The following is a 17,606-nucleotide window of genomic DNA, read 5'->3' as shown; positions in this document are numbered from 1 at the left end:
AATGACGATGCTTAGAGGTTCAATCATCCAAAATCAATTTTTTTCGGTCACTTGATTAATTCCCACTGCCCAACATCCTGCGGCACCAACCAGTGCTGCATCTTCATTCAGTTTGGATATATGAATAGGCGTGGAGATGCCCTGAGATTCGAGGTATTTAACCACATTGGGTACAAAACGGCTGGAAGCGTTCGCAATGTTACCGCCAATTACAATCGCTTCGGCTGCATAATCCTGTTGAAAATCTCTGAGGAAAAGACCAAGGTTATAGCTAAATTCTGTAAATATTTTCCGTACCGTCTGGTTCTCATCATAAAGCAAGGTCAGTTCGCGAACATTTAGGATATTTAAGCCTGTGAGTTCATAATAGCGTTTCAAAAACCAGCGGGTAGAAAGGTAATCTTCTGCTATGCCATTTAAAAAAGGAGAACACCACAGGTTAGCGTCGGTAATTTTCCCTTCGGTACAAACGGCACTTCCGAGTCCGGTACCTAGGGTAATACCAATTAGGTTTTGGTAGGCACGGGCTTCACCTGCAAATACCTCTCCGGCCAAAAAACAAGAGGCGTCGTTGCTCATTAAAATCTGATTGCGGTCGATCTGCAGTTCGCTAGCCAGCATGTCTTTTACGTTTAGGCCATAAAAAGCTGCGTATTTATCATTGCCCGCGATATAGGAGATGCCATTATCATAATCGAAAGGCCCCGGCATGGCAATGCCTAAATTGCCAATTTCTATACCAGCTTTTTTGTAGGCTGTTCTAATGGCACCGCACCAGGTACACGTAATCTGTTCTGCAGATGCGTGCGAGTCGACCCGCTCGCGGGTGTAGGTATTTTTAAGGATGTTGCGTTGCTGCATATCGAGTAAAGCAGCAGTAATATGTGAGCCCCCGATATCGATTCCAAGCACATATTGGTTATTATTTATTGTTTTCTGCATCAATAGATCTATAAAATGGTTAGTGTATAAAGTAAAACACCATTAACAAGAACCCTTTTTTTTGACAAACTGCCTACAGGCTTAAAATTTTTTTATGATTTTTTTTTAATTACTTTACATTCGATTTACTAAACTAACCAAGTTGAAAGCAGCTAAGCCAGATCTAGTCGTTTTATGGAATAAGATTTGCCTCGAAAGTGATATAAAATCTTTTGAGCAGTTGTACCGCTTTCTATATAGCCGGTTAATTAAGTTTTCGATTTATTATGTGGTTGATAAACAGATCGCTGAAGATCTTGTAGCCGAGGTGTTTGTGAAATGCTGGGAAAACCGCACAAGCAGCACCCATGTATTAAATCCCGAAAGTTATTTCTTTATCGCGGTTAAAAATCAATCGCTTAAATACCTTAAAAAAAATTCGTCTGTTACGTTTATCGATTTAGTTGATGAAAATGATAATATTTCGGTATCAACGAATACACCAGAATATATTCTTGAAACTAAAGAACTACACCAACAACTCGACCATGCTATTGCAAGTTTGGCGCCACAGGCAGCTACTGTTTTCAGGTTAATAAAAGAAAGCGGAATGAAGTATAAAGAAGTGGCTGAGCTGTTGAATATCTCACCCCGAACCGTACAAACTCAATTGTTCAGGGCCATCGCAAAACTTCGTTTGGTGTTACAGCCTTTAAAAGATAAGGGAGCAGATGAAAAAAAACTGGGAAAACTGATCTCCCTGATTATATTAGCGGGTACTTTATCTTTTTTATATTTTTTGTAGGCAATTTTAACGGAAAAAGGAACTTATAATAAAGGACGGGAAAAAAATGACAGATCAAAGATTTACAGAATTGCTTGGAAAACAATTGGCCGGTGAAATTTCGCTGGATGAATCTGTTGAACTGGAATCTATTTTAGCTGGCAGTGCATCGCATAGAACGGAGTATGAACGATTACAGACTTATTTTGATGCCGAAACTGTTGAGGATGAAAATATCAATCTGGTTTTTGACCGGATCAAAGCCCAAATTATTGTTCCCGGTGAAGCGGGTTTAACGGTTGTCAAAAATAAATCTTACAGCATCTGGCTAAAAGTTGCTGCGGTTGCGGCTATTGTTGTTGCAGGAGTACTGGTATACAATAGAGAAGCCATTTTCTTTAATAAAACAAATCAGTTAGCCTTAACACAGGTGCTAACTAAAGCCGCAGAGGTGAAAACCATTGTACTGGCCGATGGCTCTACCGTGAAAATGAATTCGGGAAGCAGTTTGAAATACCCCGAACATTTTACTACAAATACCAGGGATGTTTACTTATCTGGTGAGGCATTTTTTGAGGTGAAAAAAGACCCTAAACATCCTTTTATTGTGCATACCGAACAGCTGGCTGTAAAAGTGCTGGGTACCGCTTTTGATGTTAAAGCTTACCAGAACGATGCTTTTACCGAAACTACATTAATCAGGGGAAAGGTATCTATCTCCCTTAAAAACAATACAGCACAAACTTTTATCTTAAAGCCAAATGATAAATTTACTTTGGTAAATGGTAAAGCAAGTATGAGCCAGCTCAGCCATTTTAATGGCACAGGGGCTGATCGTATAATAGAAACAGCATGGACAAACCATGAGCTCATTTATAAAAATAACAGTTTTGACGAAGTAGCCAAACTTTTTGAACGTTGGTATGGTATCAAAATAGCCTTTAAAGAACCTGAACTTAAAACAGTGAGGTTTACGGGTCATGTAGATAAAGAAACACTCCCCGAAGCTTTAGAGGTGCTAAAACTGATCGAAAACTTCAATTATTCGATAAAGGGCGAAAATGTATATATCTACCGCTAGCACATACCGTTAAGCCATGTATATTTGTAGCCATGAATTGTGCGCAGAGAATCATATTATTAATTGGATTGATTTTTCCGCTCGCCTTACACGCACAAACCAAGGTTACCTTAAATTTTACCGAAGCTAGTTTTGAACAGGTAATAGAAGCCATTCAACAGCAAACCCTTTACCATTTCGCATACGGCGAATCTAAAATCCCCAAACATCGGGTATCAATCAAGGTTGAAGAAGAAGAAGCCATAAAGGTAATCGATCAGCTATTGCTTGGCAGTGGTTATACTTATTCGGTGCTGCCCAACAATCTTATTGTGATTAGAAAAAACACCGAAGGAAAAATGGAAACAGATAGTGTCCGTTTTTTAAAAGAGGTGGTGATTACGGCTTTGGGTATTGAAAAAGATAACCATAAAGTGGGTTATGCGCTCAGTACGATTAAAGGCTCATCTATTACCAAAGCAAGAGAAAGTAATCTGATTATGGCACTGCAAGGCAGGGTTGCCGGACTAAACATTACTGGTGTAAACGGTGGTCCGGGATCTGCGGCACGCGTACTTATCCGTGGTGTTTCAAGTATGACTGCTGCCTCTCCGTTGTTTATCGTAAATGGTGTACCCATTGATAATAGCATTAGGGGAAGTGCCAACGAATATGGTGGCGCCGATTATGGCGATGGTATCAGCAATATCAATCCAGACGATATTGAAACGATAACCATATTAAAAGGGTCGGCCGCTTCAGCTTTATATGGGGCCAGGGCTGCAAATGGAGTGATCCTCATCAACCTTAAAAGCGGAGGAGAGAATAGCAAAGCTAAGTTTGAATACAATACTAATCTGGCTTTTGATGTTCCTGTTAATTCAACCGACTTTCAATATTTGTATGGACAAGGAACTCAGAACAAACGTCCTGCCGATCTGTTCAACGCCATTTCAACAGGTTTATTAAGCTGGGGAGAAATTATGGATGGCAAATTAACGTCCCAGGTAGATGGCTCTATGCGGCCTTACTCTCCTGTTAAAAATAACATTCAGAATTTTTACCGTACTGCCCCGGCATTTACCAATACACTTTCACTGGTTGGAGGAAATACGAAGAACAATTATCGTGTTTCGGTTTCCAATTTAGATTATAATTCTGTTTTAACTAACGGGGATTTAAACCGCAAAACGTTAAATTTTTATGGTACAGTGGCCTTAAGTCCCAAAATATCGCTCAGCTTAACGGGTAATTATATTTACGAATGGAATAAAAACAAGAGTTACCTGAGCGATGGTCCATTAAATCCTAATTATGGAATTTCTACCCTGGCTACCAGCTTAGATCAATCTATTCTGGCACCTGGTTTTGATGCAGAAACTGGTTTCGAAAGCCGCTGGAATGCCGATGAGTACAAAACCAATCCTTATTTCCTGATGAACAAACAGGCCGATTATGCCAATCGGAACCGTTATATTTCCTCAGCAGTGCTGAAGCATCAGCTGGCCAGTTGGGCATCAATTCAGGGAAGAATTGGTTACGATTCGAGTAAAGATGAAGTGGTAAGTATTTTGCCCACTGGAACAGCTTTTTCTATCAACCGGCAAGGTGGTATAAATGCCTACGACCAGAACCATACTTCTGAACTTAATAGCGATATTTTATTCAGTGCCAGTCGGAATCTTAATGATAAACTAAATCTCGAACTTTCTATGGGGGCTAATTACCGCGAAAGAAAAGGCAATAGCGAAAAGCTAAAAGGCTCACAATTTAAAGTACCTTATTTATATGTTCCCGAAAACCTGATTACCAGTACCAAAACACTGGCCATCTCCAGGATTGTTACGGAATCTGCTTATTACACGGCTGACCTGAGCTATCGGCGGTTTCTTAATTTCTCGGTTACTGGACGTTATGATATCTATTCTACTTTACCTGCCAACAATCGTGGTATTTTTGTGCCAGGAATATCGGGCAGTTTTATTTTTTCAGACCTGTTGAAGTTAAAAGGTCTGGATTTTGGTAAACTACGTCTGGATTTTGCCAAAACCAGTGGCGAACCCATCGTTCCTTATACCACACAGATTTATTATACGGTAGACAATCAAGTAAATGGTGTTCCTGTAGGCAGCTTTTCAGGCGATCTGCCCAATTACAATTTAAAGCCTTTTACTTTAAACGAAATAGAAGCAGGCCTCGATCTTAAGTTTTTTAACAGCCGGTTAGATGTCGATTTTACTTATTTCAATCGCATTACACACAATGAAATCATCAATGCAAAACAGTCTGTTACCACAGGGTTCACCTCGGCTTACGTTAATCTTGGCGAAACCCGCAATGCAGGAATAGAACTTGCCCTAGGATATACGCCAATCCTCAACACAACAAGCAAATGGCAGATTAACTTTAATCTTACCAAGGTGAAAAATACGCTACGCTCTATCGATGGAAATAGCAATTATACCCTTACAGGTACATATAGGCCACTAAATGCCAATACCGCGTTGGTAGTTGGTAAACCAATTACGCAGATTATGGCTTACGATTATCTACGCGATGCTAACGGCAACATCATCATCGGATCGGATGGTATACCTAAACGCGGCAATTTTATCCCCATGGGTGGTACAATGCCTACTTTATATGGCGGCATAACCAATAGTTTTAACTATAAACGGTTTAGTTTTTCGTTCCTGATCGATTACCGTTTTGGCAATAAAATTCTTTCAGCAACAGAATATTATAGTTATGTACTTGGCTTAAACAAGGCTACTTTAGTAGGTAGAGAGACTGGTATTGTTGCCGAGGGCGTGTTAGAAAATGGACAAAAGAACACGATTAATGTTCCGGCTTATGCTTATTACCCCGAACTAGCCACCAATATTTCTACATTATCGGTACTCAATGGTAGTTTTATCAAGCTGAGGCAGGCCACATTAGGTTATTCTTTTAGCGAACGTTTTTTAAAAAAGACACCGTTTAGCAGTGTGGCGATCGACCTGGTTGCCCGAAATTTATTTACATTGCTGAAGTACAGTAAAAACATAGATCCTGAATCGCAATTTTCGCCTACATTGGGTTATGCGGGGATAGAAGGCGCTTCATTACCTGCTACACGTAGTTTTGGGGTCAATTTTAACTTTAAATTCAAATAAAGGATGAGCCAAAACAAATTATATATCATGGGTGTGTTCTTCCTGGTTTTGATGGGCAGTTGTTCCAAAGCAAAATTGGATGAGATTAATACCGATCCGACTAAACTCACAGAAAACAATTATGACCCGAACAGTTTGCTTGGGCAAGCACAGCTAAAGTATGCCAATCTGGGCTATTACCAGCTTTTGTATCAAAGTACAATGATGCAGTTACTGGCCTCAACTTACTACTATTACAATAATGGCGATAAATATATCAATATAGGCAGCTTTACCGATTACCAGGGGCGCATTTTCGACGAAGGTTATACAGATGCTTCTTATGTCAGGGAGATGCAAAGACTGGCCAGGTTGAAAGATCCTGTAGCTTATAAAAATCTGATTGCCATAGGCGATATTATGTTTGTGTTGATTTTGCAACGTATTACCGATACCTATGGCGATGTGCCCTATACGCAGGCCGTTAAGGCCATGCAGGGTATTAAATACCCAGTTTACGACCGTCAGGAAGATATTTACACCCAGATGCTGAACGATCTTGAGGCGGCTACAGCACAACTGGATACCGAAAAGCCCGGACCAACTGCTGATCTTTTTTACAAAGGCGATATCAATAAATGGAAAAAGTTTGGCTATTCGTTAATGATTAGGATTGCCATGCGGTTAACGAAAGTAGATCCGGATAAGGCTAGAATTTGGACCGAAAAGGCTGCGGGTAAAACTTTTGCCAGTATTAACGACAATGCGATCCTCTTAACCGATGCTTCCTCCTTTAACAGTCAAAATGGAACATCACTTGCTTTAAGAACATTTTCAGACTATCTGGAAGTACGTTGGAGTAAAACGCTCATCGATCAGTTAAAAAACACCAAAGACCCCAGGTTGGATGTGATAGGTGAAGTACCAAAAGATGGACTAGCCAAAAATGCAGATCAGAATTTAAGCGGAAATACCGATGCAGCTGTTCAGCTGGGTATGCCTAATGGATATGATCTACAGGGTGGCGCAACAGATATTAGCCATTCGCCAAACTATCCGGGCGGCACAGGTACCGGAAGCGATTTTGCCCCGCTCGGAAAATACTCCAGACCACGAACTACCATGTACCTTAAACTGGGAGGACCGATTTTTATTTTGAGTTATGCAGAAACTGAATTTTTACTGGCCGAAGCAAAGGTGAGAGGTTGGAATATTAATGGTACAGCAAAACTACATTATACCAACGGATTAACAGGAGCCATACAGTCGCTGGCACAGTTAGATCCTTTGGCTGCGGTTGATGCTAATAAAATCACCACCTTCGTTAACCAGAATCCGCTTGATGAAAGCAGTACACAAAGCGCGCTAAGCACCATAAATATGCAATATTGGGTAGCTACTGGCACCAATTTTAATTTTATAGAAGCCTGGCTAAACTGGAAACGGAGTGATTATCCTAAACTTATCCCCATAAACTATAAAGGCAACGTTACCAATGGCACCATTCCCCGCCGGATGATCTATCTTTCAACAGAAGTGCTTAACAACCCTCAAAACTATAAAGATGCGGTGGCCAGGATAGCGGGTGGCGATGTGCTTACTGCAAGGGTATGGTGGGATAAGTAATCAATTGGAGAGGTCTGATCAAGATGCCTTGCAAGATAAGAGCGGTTTTTATAGTTGAAGCAGTGGCGTTAAAACTCATACATATTATTCGCACGTAAGTTTTCGATGGCTAATTCTGCATCGGCTATTAGGGGCTGTTGTTTTCGCATACCCTCTTCTATTGGGATTAAGGGCTTATAGCCGTATTGACTAAAAAACTGTTTGGTATGTGCTTGATAATCCGTTAAAAAATTAGTTAAAGAAGCTACATCTGCAGCTAAGCCTTCACTTTCAAAGTTAAACTGACAAGAACTTTTGTAAGAGATGAATACCTCGTCGCCAATTGAAAATGAAACGTTAATGTCCCATGAGTTTGGGCCAGTGGGGCTAACAATTTCTTTATCATCTGTGATCGCATCTACACAGTAAAGGATGTCGAAGGTGATGAACATCGTGTTTATTTCTCCAATTTTCTCTCCAGTAATTTCAAAGCCAGATTGATAATCGTATGATGTCTTGCTTTCCTTTAAATATTGATCATTGTAGATGTATTCATTTATTGTGATGGGTTGTTGATTAAATATTTTCATTGGAGCGTATTAAAAGGGTGTTAACAGTTAGTTTTTCAGGTTTATTCTCAATTTATATTGGCAAAACTCTAGTAAATCTTTTCTCAAATTTTACTAATCTGTTTCAGCGTTTTTAAGTCGTAAATTAAAATTTCGCTTTTATCCGTTTTGTCGTACTTGTTATTGTTGTTGGTGTCAACGTACCCCGTCACAACAATAGTTCCTGTTTGTTTGTTAACCACCCAATTTCTTACGAAGAGTTTGTTATCTGTTAACTGTGTTCTTTTTTGTCCGTCGGGAGATAAGATTATAATCTGTTTTGGGTCGTTCCAGTCAATTCCCTTTTTTTCGTCAAGATCAATAGTTTGAGCAGAAATAATAATTTGGTTAATCCCTAAATTATCAATTTTAACTTGCTCAATTTTTTCAAAATAACCATCACCTGGGAAATCTACCTGTTTTGTTTGTCCGTTTTTAGTGTTAATAAACAGCAGGTATTTATTTTTTGCATCAGCTACTTTTCCCCAGTTTTCAACACTTGCAATTACATAATCTGTCCCTTCAACTTCTGTCAACTTGTTGAAATGAACATAATTGTTTTTATCCTGACCATATGAGGTTAGGGCTATAATGGTAAAGATGGTTATGAATATTTGTTTCATTCTTGTTGTTTTATTGGGTATAGAACCTAGTCTTTTATAGCTATTTGCTTGTTTCGCTTTTCCATGCATGCTCAATATTTGTCATAAGTAGCGCATTGTCAAAAGTCACCGATCCCCGGGGGAAAAGATCTTCGTTTTCAAAAAAACTTGATTTTACTTTCAAAACCTCAAGTGGTCTAACTTCCCAATGGTATGCTTTTAATCTTAGGCCATCAAACTTGTCTTTATTTGGTGAATATCCAAGATCGCCGTTTTCAAAAAAGTCCGAAGCATTTTCTATTGTTTTAAAAATTGATTGATTGTTAAACAACGGAGTTTCATTAGCATCAATTAAGATCTCAGTATTATCCGAGCTCTTAAAGCCAATTTGATAATTTCCGTTTTCTTCTCCTACATTGAATTTTGCATGAAAGTGTTTGCCAGGAAATATTCGTCCACCAATGAGGGCATTTAATTTTAGCGAAGTATCCCGACGTGGGATATAAACTCCTGATTTTGTAACACCATTTTCATCCCATTCAACGGCAATTCGATGAGCACCATTTTCAGAATTTACACCCATAAAATCTGGTAGCCCTTTTGGTTTTATGCTTTTTAGTCTGATTAGGCATATTCCAACAATGGCCTTTTCCATATAAATTTTTGGCCTAAAAGGAAAGGGAATCAGTTCTTTCACAATCTTTGGGTCGGCTGTGAAGTTGATTAGGATTCTTCTGTCAATATATCCATGTATTGTTGGGATTCTCATTCGGCCTTAATTTTTTCGCTGACTACAGTAAATATAGTCGAAATTACAATGATATTAAAGTTGTTCAGTAAGAGAAATATGTACTAATAATTCTTCCAGGGAATAGTTTATCCTGAAGTTGTTTTTGCTAATGATCGGCCGCTAAGCCTGTAAACAAAATACGCCTTTAAGTTTAACTTAAAGGCGTATAAAACATTAAAAATGAATTTTATGATGTTTATTGCTTAAAATGAATAGGTTAAGCCACCAAAAATATTAAATCCGTTTGCCTGATAATACAAAAACCTACTATAGTTTGTATTTAAGATATTGTTTGCTTTGGCAAAAACGGAGAATTTTCTGTTGATGCGGTAATCAGCACCAAGACCCAAATCAACATAACCTTTCACCGTTTTAATTTCCTCTATCAATGGATTTGGAATTACATACTGTGCAGGATTAACTGGATTAGCAATGTTTACTTTTGCTTTAATATCATCCTGAATTACAACGCCAGCGTTAAAGCTTAGTTTTTTATTGTAGGTATAAACAAAATTCGAGCTTACTTTTAAACCTGGTTTAAACCAAGAGTAGGTCTCTGCAGCAGGCTTCCAATCGTCGATGTTTAATTTACCCGTCCATTTTAAGGCATCGCTTACCTGAACAGAGATCTCACCTTCTATACCCGTTAATTTGGTTTTACCGAAATCGTATATCACGTCAAATTTGTTAAAATCAGTAAAGTTGTTGATGAACAATGGCATATCATCAAACTGTTTTACATATACTCGTGCTTTATAACCAAAACCCGGGCCACCAGTACCTTTAATGCCAGCGCTGAAGCTTAACTTTTCAACCGTGTTTCTAACTACGATATTGCTGTTTAACCAAGGGTTTTCATCGGTAAAGCCTTTTAGCGAATTTCTGTTTACATCACCTTTAACTTCTCCAAAAACCTGTAAGTAATCAGGAATTAAAGTAAAGTCGGCCGTAACGGCAGGGAATATTTTAGAGCTGCTGAATGCACCAAATTCCTGTACAAAATTAATCCCGGCTGTAATTTTAGCACCTTTAACCTGTAAACGGATATACGGATTTAAACGCAACAGATTATTACCAACACTGGTTAAAGCATCTTTGCTATTGCCAAACTCGGTTGATGCGGCCAAGCCTAAGTTTAAAGAGTTAATGCGTTTGTTTACATAACCGTTTAAGCTCAAATAGTTTTCTTTGGCACTGAATTTATCATTCCAGATGTAAGCATTGGCTTTTAATGCATAACTAAAGGCATCCTCATCTTCGGTAAAGTTTTTTACCAGTTCACCTTCCAGTTCAATCGTAGTTAAGGCTTGTTTATCAGGGTTAGGATTTAGCGTAGGTTTAGCATCATCTATACCATAAAAGTAGGTGCCGTTGCGTTCAAAGTTGATACGGCCACTTACGGTATTCTGCTCTAAAATGCTGCGGCCAAAAATGCTTAATTGTTGGTTGCTGCTATTCTGTTTGTTCAACTTTCCTTCCTGACTGAAATGTTTAAAGTATCCACCAACCTGTAAACCTTCATCTTTACCGGTGTTAAAATAAGCTTCGCCCAAAAGTGTAGCCAACGATCCAAATGCACCTTTAACATAATTGTTAACCAATATGCTTTCTTTTTCTTCGGCTAAAGCTTGTGCCTGTAACTTTTGGATATCACTGTTTAGTTCCAGCTTTCTATCCAAAATACTGTAGTTTAATTTGGCTTTGTAGGTTTTAACATCATCCAAATTCGGACTTCTTCTAAGCTTTACAGCCTCGGCTAAAATTGGTTTATATGGACGAACTACCTCAATCTCTTCGTTTACAACTGTTTTTTCATCGGCCTTTTTATCCTGCGCCTGTGCAGTCATTAATCCAGCAGCTAAAAAAAACAGTGAACTATATATATATTTAATCGATTTCATAATGCTACTTCTTCTGGTTTAGTTTTTCTAGTTTTTCTTTGGCTGTAGGGATAATATCATCCTTGCCTTCGTAATTATCAATTATACTGAGAAGAGTACTTTTTGCCTGTAGATTGTCTTTTAGGGCCACATAGTTGTCAGATAGTAGGATAAATGCCTTCGCTACCCAGTAATCATAAGCAGCCATGTTATTAACCAGATCAAAACAGGTTTTAGATGAGGTTTTGAAATCACCTTTGTTGTATTCCACTAAAGCTAAATTGTATTTTGCTTCGGCAGCGGCAATGGTTTTTGTTTTAGCCACCACATTTTTAAATTCTTTTATTGCGGTAGTGGTATCGCCTTTTAACAAGTAAGCCTTACCAGAAAATAAGCTTGAGCTGTTTTTTTCTTCCTCCGAAGCTTTTTCAGAATCTTTGGTCAGCTGCGCATATTTAAGCATATCATCAGGCATGTTTAAAGCGGTGTAAGCTTTTAACAGGTTGTTGATGGCAAAACTATAGTGTGATTTGTAATCGGTTGTAGTTTCTAATCTTTTCAGGTAAACAATCGCTTCGTTATATTTCTTCTGATTTAAGAACACGGTTGATATACTTACCAAAGAACGTTCGGTATAATCGCTTGTCCAGTCGTTTAAGATAAATTCATAATCAGGAATTGCTTCATCCGGACGACCTAATTTAACCAACGATTCTGCTCTGATAAACTTGGCTTCTTTTTCGTGGTTTGCCTTAGGGAATTTATCAAAATAAGCATTTACTGCCTGGAATGCACCATTTGCATCGCCTTTTAAATAGGTGTTATTGGCTGCGGCAAAAACGATATTGTCTTGCTCTGAGCCTGAGTAATTTCCAAGTGGGGTTGTAGCTGCGTAGGTGATAAAACCATTTGCATCGCCACGGTCTACATAGATGTTTTTGATCGATTCCATCGCCTGTTTTGCTTCATCGGCAGTTGGATAATCGCGGATTACCTTTTTGAACGATTCTAAAGCGGCATCATCCTGATCCTGGTTATATTGCACCAAACCAATGGTAACCAAAGCTTTTGCCACATAGCTGCTGCGTGGGTATTTAGCCACCAATTCTACAAGATCGGATTTGGATTTATCAAAATCGCCTTTGTTGAAATAGGTATAAGCCGTTTCGAAGCCAGCATCATCTGCATAATTTGAGTTTGGAAAAGCTTTCAGTAAACTCTGCATTGTTGCAATTTTTGCATCGTACTGGTTTTCCAATCCCTGGATCATCCCTTTTTGGAAAGTGGCATAATCTTCTGATGTGGTATTGCGAATGATGATTTTGTTATAGTTAGCCATTGCATCGCCGTAATTCTTGTTTACGAAATATGAATCGGCTAAACGGATGGTCGCATCGTCAATAGTTTTTTGGTCTTTATCACTGCCTGCCAGGAATTTTTCGAAGTAAGTAGCTGCTTTGCTGTATTTTTCGTCTTCGAAAGCGGCATAAGCCAAAGCATAATTCGCGAAATTGTAAACACCTGTTTTATCGGCATCTGGCATTTTTAAGAATTGCTCAAAGTTGGTAACCGCTTCGCCAAACTTACGCAGCTCGTACATCGATTCTGCTTTCCAGTAAGTGTTTAAGGCATTGATCTCATTGTCTTCCGGGAACTTCTCAGAACGCAAAAACATCGATAATGCATTTGGGAAAGCCCTTTCGTTGTAAAACTCTAATCCGCGGAAATAGGTAACTTTCTGGTAAGCTTCTTTTGCTTCCAGGGTTTTATCCGGAATAGGTTCCAAAATATCAACAGCTGCCTGATAATTTTTAGTAGTTAATAATACCTCGCCTAATAAAGTTTTGGCTTCGTTTATTTTACGCGATTTTGGGAAAGTTTTTAAGAAACCCTGAGTAGCTTCTAAAGCCTGTTGGTGAAATTCTAATTCGTAACTTAATTTGGCATAATTTAACCAGGCTTCTTCCTGTATTCCCTTATCAAAACTTAAACGCGATGCCCTGAAAAAAGCACTCTGCGCTTTTGGTTTATTGCCCAATTGAATAAAGGCTTTACCCAAAGTATGCATACCGTTTTGAAGATAAACATCATCGGTATTTAGTTTTTCTAAAACGGCAACCGACTCCTTGTACTTTTTATTCTGGAATAAAGAGTAGCCATATTGGTATATGAAGAGGTTGTTTTTGGTTTCGCTTTTATCTTTTGCATAATATTCAGCGAAATACTTTTCGGCATTTTTGAATTCAGATTTTGCAAAGTACGATGCTGCAACCAAACTCAACATTTCTGGTTCGAACTGTTGTTTGGTTTTTTGAATGGCCGCTAAAGCATAGCTGATTACATCATCGTAACGCTCATCAAGGTAATACATCGAAGTGATATAGTATGGATAACTCGCCTCGTAAGTAGGAGAGCCCTTTAGCTTTTCGAAGTTGGCCAATGCCGTTTTATACTCTTTGTTTAAGTAATTGATATAAGCAAAGTAGTAGGTTGCACTTTCCTGAAAATCGCCTTCTTCTTTTTTAACTTTTTCGAATAAAGGTTCAGCTTTATCGTAATCTTTTAGTTCAAAATAAGCATAGCCTTGTTTAAATTGGTATTCGTTTCTTTGCTTACCCGAAAGGGTAGAAGGATCTGTTTTTTCGAACCATTCTAAAGCTTTTTTATAGTTTTTCTGGTTGAAATAAGTTTTTCCAACGTAGAAATAGGCCAGTTTGGTGTTCGGATTTAGCGGGTAATCGCGGATAAAGGCCTGAAACAAACTTTCAGCATCGCTATTGGTTAACTCCAGTGCACAAACGGCGGCATAAAATTTTGCATTCTCTTTCAGTAAAGATAATTCAGCGTTACTCTCTGTTTGGGTAGAAGGTTTATAACGTTGCAGCTCAACAAGTTTAAACTGTTGTGCAGCTGCAGTGTATTTCTCTTTGTCTAATAATTCTAAGCCCGTTTGATAGTTTTTGTTGAGGTTTTGCACAGCGCTAACCTGAGCGTAGGTGCTAAAACTTCCTGCTAAAATTAGCGGAATTAGTAAGTATTTTTTCTGCATTGGTTTCAAATATGGTTGGTACTAAATTAGAAATAGTATCAAAGCTTATCAACAGAAGTAATTAACATCTGTTAATAACACAAATTAACGATAGGATTTTTGGTTTGGTATTAAGGGGTGAACGAATGTGGAAAAATGAGTAAGTTCATTAGTTCAGTTGATTTGGTAACTCGTTAATCATTTAAATCAGTTAACTGTTTGCGAGGAGTTTAATTACTATCGTCTATCAACCATGAACCAATAAACCATTCACTAATGAACTTTCTGACTCTGGATGAGGACTCATGAGTATAGACTCAAGACTTCGGATTAAGAACCCCCAACTCCAAACGCTCAACTCAAAACTAACCTTGACTTGCCAACAGATACAGCACGGCCATTCTCACTGCTACTCCGTTTTCTACCTGTTCTAAAATGATCGATTGTTTGCTGTCGGCTACATCACTTGTAATCTCAACGCCTCTGTTTATAGGGCCAGGGTGCATTACAATGATTTCTTTATTGAGGTTATCTAAGATTTGTTTGTTCAGGCCGTACATCATGGCGTATTCCCTTAATGATGGGAAATATTTAATGTCTTGACGCTCCAATTGGATACGCAGCATATTTGCTACATCGCACCAGTTCAGGGCTTTAATTAAATTATGCTCAACCTTTACTCCAAGTTGATGGATGTGTTTAGGAATTAATGTTGTGGGGCCGCAAACCATTACCTCTGCACCTAAACGCTGTAGGCACAGGATGTTCGAAATGGCTACACGCGAATGTAGGATATCGCCCACAATTACCACTTTTTTGCCCGCTACATCACCCAATTTTTGGCGGATAGAGAAGGCATCAAGTAAAGCTTGTGTTGGATGTTCGTGCGCACCATCTCCGGCATTTACAATTTGGGCCTTTACATGTTTACTTAAAAACTGACCAGCACCAGCATAAGGGTGACGCATCACCACCATATCAACTTTCATCGATAAGATGTTATTTACGGTATCGATAAGGGTTTCGCCTTTGCTCACCGATGAAGATGAAGCAGCGAAATTAACTACGTCGGCCGAAAGCCTTTTTTCAGCAAGTTCGAAGGAAAGTTTGGTACGGGTAGAGTTTTCGAAAAAGATATTGGCAATCGTAATATCACGAAGTGAAGGAACCTTTTTTATAGGTCTGTTAATCACTTCCTTGAAATTATCTGCAGTTTCGAAAATCAATTCGATATCATTCCGGTTAATATCTTTAATGCCTAAAAGATGTCGGGTTGATAGTTTTTCTGCTGCCATTTTTATTTATTATTTTCGGATATTAAAATCACTTTGTCTTCACTTCCTTCGCTCGCCCAGGTTACTTTTACCTGTTGTGAGTTTAAGCTATCTACCTGGTGCCCAATGTAATCAGGTTCGATAGGTAAATGCCTGCTAAACCTACGGTCTATTAAAACCAAAAGTTCCACTTTCTCTGGGCGGCCATATGCAAGTAAGGCATCAAGTGCTGCCCTAATGGTTCTGCCAGTCCAAAGTACATCATCAATTAAGATTACTTTTTTGCCTTCGATGATAAAATCGATCGAGTTGCTACTCGCGGTAACCAATCCGTCTTTACGGCGGAAATCATCTCTAAAGAAAGTAATATCAAGGTTTCCCTTTAAAATTTTCTTGTTTTTTAGAATCTGTTCAAGATCCTGATGAATGCGATCTGCCAAAAAAATACCCCTCGGCTGGATGCCAATTAAAACGGTATTCGCGAAATCGTCGTGGTTTTCAATTAATTGATGGCAGAGCCTCTTAATTGTAATCTGAATTTTTTGTCCGTCAAGAAGTGTTTTCTTTTGCATTGAAGAAGGATTGGGCAAATATATAAAAATGTTTTAAGGTAAGAAAGTTGAATGTAGATTGTTTTAGTATTTGAGTGTTAAATTGTTCTTTATCAAAATGTAAATGTGTAAAATAAATTTTTATGGGGCAGAGAGACTAAAGACCAAAGGAGAAAGACTAAAGGTCAAAGTTGCACGATCATAGTTTTGGCGTTATAATTCATGCCTTTAAGCTTTAGTCTTTCAGCTTTTAGCTCATTTAGTCTTTCTGCTTTCAGCTTAACTTTAGGAAAGCATGTTTCTGTGTTAATCGGTTCCGATAGTCCTGCCATCCGCTTTACTCATCCCGATAGAAAAATCGGGAATCGTGCTCACTGCTGTCAGGTTTAGATAACCAAGATAAAAGCTTAAATTTACATTCAATATGGCAGAACAATCAATAATCTTTTTCGATGGAGTTTGTAACCTTTGCAATGCATCGGTTCAGTTTGTGATTGCGCACGATAAAAAAGATCAGTTCAAATTTACAGCACTACAAGGTGATTACGCGAAAGAAATTCTACCGAAATTTAATACTGATTCAGAAAAGTTGAATACCATTTTATTGCTGGAGGATGGGAAACTCTATACCAAATCTTCAGCAGCACTAAGGGTAGCCCGAAAACTCAATGGATTAATTCCACTTCTTTATGTATTTCTCATCATTCCTAAATTTATCCGCGATTGGGTTTACGATATTATTGCTAAAAACCGTTACCAATGGTGGGGAAGGCAGGAGAGTTGTTGGGTGCCAACGCCCGAGTTGAAAGATAAGTTTATAGCTTAATTTTGTTGACCATTTTTCTTTCTAGCCGGCGACCAAAGCCAAAGCGTTAAAATAATCAATGGTATGGTAATACTTAGTGCGATAACAATCATGATCGCTTTTTGCTTAACCATGTCTGGGGCAGTAGCAGTAAATACATATACCGTTTCTTTGATGGCAAATATGGTTAGGATAGTAGAAAGGACGGCAAATAGTTTACGCATGGTTTTGTTTTGATTGCAAAGATTGCATTTATTTTCAAAAACAAGAAAGATGCTGAAATAAATTCAGCATGATTGTTATGATAAAAACAAATTTTAAGCAGCCATATTATAGTTATTTTTATAGCTGGCTTGATTTTTTATAACTGCAGCAACTCTTAGTGCTATCTTGTTTCTAACAGCATTAATTATGCTCATGCTATGCTTCCCTTCATCCTTTTTTCTATTATAATATGTTTTGAATTCCGCATTATGTTGAATTAGAGATAATGCACACATATGCAGCAATCTTTTAAGCTCTTTATTAGCCATCCGGTGTACCCTGGTTTTACCTTTGATACTT

The 17,606-nt window shown here is 38.4% G+C and carries 15 protein-coding genes; 5 read left to right on the top strand and 10 right to left on the bottom strand.

The window, feature by feature from the left end; translation table 11 throughout:
• Window positions 1–33: 33 nt before the first annotated feature.
• The gene (locus EZ456_RS24470; RefSeq protein ID WP_131534777.1) at window positions 34–942 is read right to left on the bottom strand and encodes an ROK family protein; all 909 of its coding nucleotides are present in this window, start codon (window positions 940–942) and stop codon (window positions 34–36) included.
• Window positions 943–1,084: 142 nt separating this feature from the next.
• Between EZ456_RS24470 and EZ456_RS24465 the strand changes: the two genes are divergently transcribed.
• The 4 genes from EZ456_RS24465 to EZ456_RS24450 are packed head-to-tail and all read left to right on the top strand — an operon-like array spanning window position 1,085 to window position 7,525.
• Window positions 1,085–1,726: an RNA polymerase sigma-70 factor gene (locus tag EZ456_RS24465; protein ID WP_165501408.1), complete on the top strand. Its 642-nt coding sequence runs from the start codon at window positions 1,085–1,087 to the stop codon at window positions 1,724–1,726.
• Between the two features lie 46 nt (window positions 1,727–1,772).
• Complete coding sequence (locus EZ456_RS24460) at window positions 1,773–2,786, top strand: FecR family protein (protein ID WP_131534773.1); 1,014 nt, start codon at window positions 1,773–1,775, stop codon at window positions 2,784–2,786.
• Window positions 2,787–2,818: 32 nt separating this feature from the next.
• Complete coding sequence (locus tag EZ456_RS24455; RefSeq protein ID WP_131534771.1) at window positions 2,819–5,920, top strand: SusC/RagA family TonB-linked outer membrane protein; 3,102 nt, start codon at window positions 2,819–2,821, stop codon at window positions 5,918–5,920.
• 3 nt (window positions 5,921–5,923) lie between these two features.
• On the top strand, window positions 5,924–7,525 hold the full coding sequence (locus EZ456_RS24450; protein WP_131534769.1) for a SusD/RagB family nutrient-binding outer membrane lipoprotein: 1,602 nt from the start codon (window positions 5,924–5,926) through the stop codon (window positions 7,523–7,525).
• Window positions 7,526–7,593: 68 nt separating this feature from the next.
• Here the strand turns inward: EZ456_RS24450 and EZ456_RS24445 are convergent, their stop codons facing one another.
• The 7 genes from EZ456_RS24445 to pyrR all read right to left on the bottom strand — a co-directional run bounded on the left by EZ456_RS24445 (window position 7,594) and on the right by pyrR (window position 16,258).
• Entirely contained in the window at window positions 7,594–8,094 is a 501-nt protein-coding gene (locus EZ456_RS24445) for a hypothetical protein (RefSeq protein ID WP_131534767.1), read from the bottom strand.
• An 83-nt stretch (window positions 8,095–8,177) separates the two neighbouring features.
• The gene (locus tag EZ456_RS24440) at window positions 8,178–8,735 is read right to left on the bottom strand and encodes a hypothetical protein (protein WP_131534765.1); all 558 of its coding nucleotides are present in this window, start codon (window positions 8,733–8,735) and stop codon (window positions 8,178–8,180) included.
• A 40-nt stretch (window positions 8,736–8,775) separates the two neighbouring features.
• Window positions 8,776–9,483 (bottom strand): DUF2071 domain-containing protein, encoded by a 708-nt coding sequence (locus tag EZ456_RS24435; RefSeq protein ID WP_131534763.1) that lies wholly within the window; start codon window positions 9,481–9,483, stop codon window positions 8,776–8,778.
• Between the two features lie 224 nt (window positions 9,484–9,707).
• Window positions 9,708–11,405, bottom strand: coding sequence for a porin family protein (locus tag EZ456_RS24430; protein WP_131534761.1), 1,698 nt, complete (start codon window positions 11,403–11,405; stop codon window positions 9,708–9,710).
• Between the two features lie 4 nt (window positions 11,406–11,409).
• Window positions 11,410–14,433 carry a tetratricopeptide repeat protein gene (locus tag EZ456_RS24425; RefSeq protein WP_131534759.1) on the bottom strand — a complete coding sequence of 1,008 codons (3,024 nt, stop codon included), beginning with the start codon at window positions 14,431–14,433 and terminating at the stop codon, window positions 11,410–11,412.
• 344 nt (window positions 14,434–14,777) lie between these two features.
• Window positions 14,778–15,707, bottom strand: coding sequence for an aspartate carbamoyltransferase catalytic subunit (locus tag EZ456_RS24420; protein WP_205945169.1), 930 nt, complete (start codon window positions 15,705–15,707; stop codon window positions 14,778–14,780).
• 2 nt (window positions 15,708–15,709) lie between these two features.
• Window positions 15,710–16,258, bottom strand: a complete 549-nt coding sequence (pyrR, locus tag EZ456_RS24415; RefSeq protein ID WP_057933670.1) for a bifunctional pyr operon transcriptional regulator/uracil phosphoribosyltransferase PyrR — start codon at window positions 16,256–16,258, stop codon at window positions 15,710–15,712.
• Between the two features lie 403 nt (window positions 16,259–16,661).
• Between pyrR and EZ456_RS24410 the strand changes: the two genes are divergently transcribed.
• Window positions 16,662–17,063, top strand: coding sequence for a thiol-disulfide oxidoreductase DCC family protein (locus EZ456_RS24410; RefSeq protein WP_131534755.1), 402 nt, complete (start codon window positions 16,662–16,664; stop codon window positions 17,061–17,063).
• Here EZ456_RS24410 and EZ456_RS24405 read toward each other — a convergent pair.
• Both EZ456_RS24405 and EZ456_RS24400 read right to left on the bottom strand, forming a co-directional pair.
• Complete coding sequence (locus EZ456_RS24405) at window positions 17,060–17,266, bottom strand: hypothetical protein (protein ID WP_131534753.1); 207 nt, start codon at window positions 17,264–17,266, stop codon at window positions 17,060–17,062. The two genes, EZ456_RS24410 and EZ456_RS24405, sit on opposite strands and share 4 nt — an antisense overlap.
• 93 nt (window positions 17,267–17,359) lie before the next feature.
• On the bottom strand, window positions 17,360–17,606 hold a 247-nt coding region (locus EZ456_RS24400; protein ID WP_205945083.1), incomplete at its 5' end, for a transposase.

Source organism: Pedobacter psychrodurus (genome assembly GCF_004331735.1).
Taxonomy (GTDB): Bacteria; Bacteroidota; Bacteroidia; order Sphingobacteriales; family Sphingobacteriaceae; genus Pedobacter; species Pedobacter psychrodurus.
Note: the sequence above shows the minus strand (reverse complement) of the source record. Positions and strands in the feature narration are given on the sequence as shown.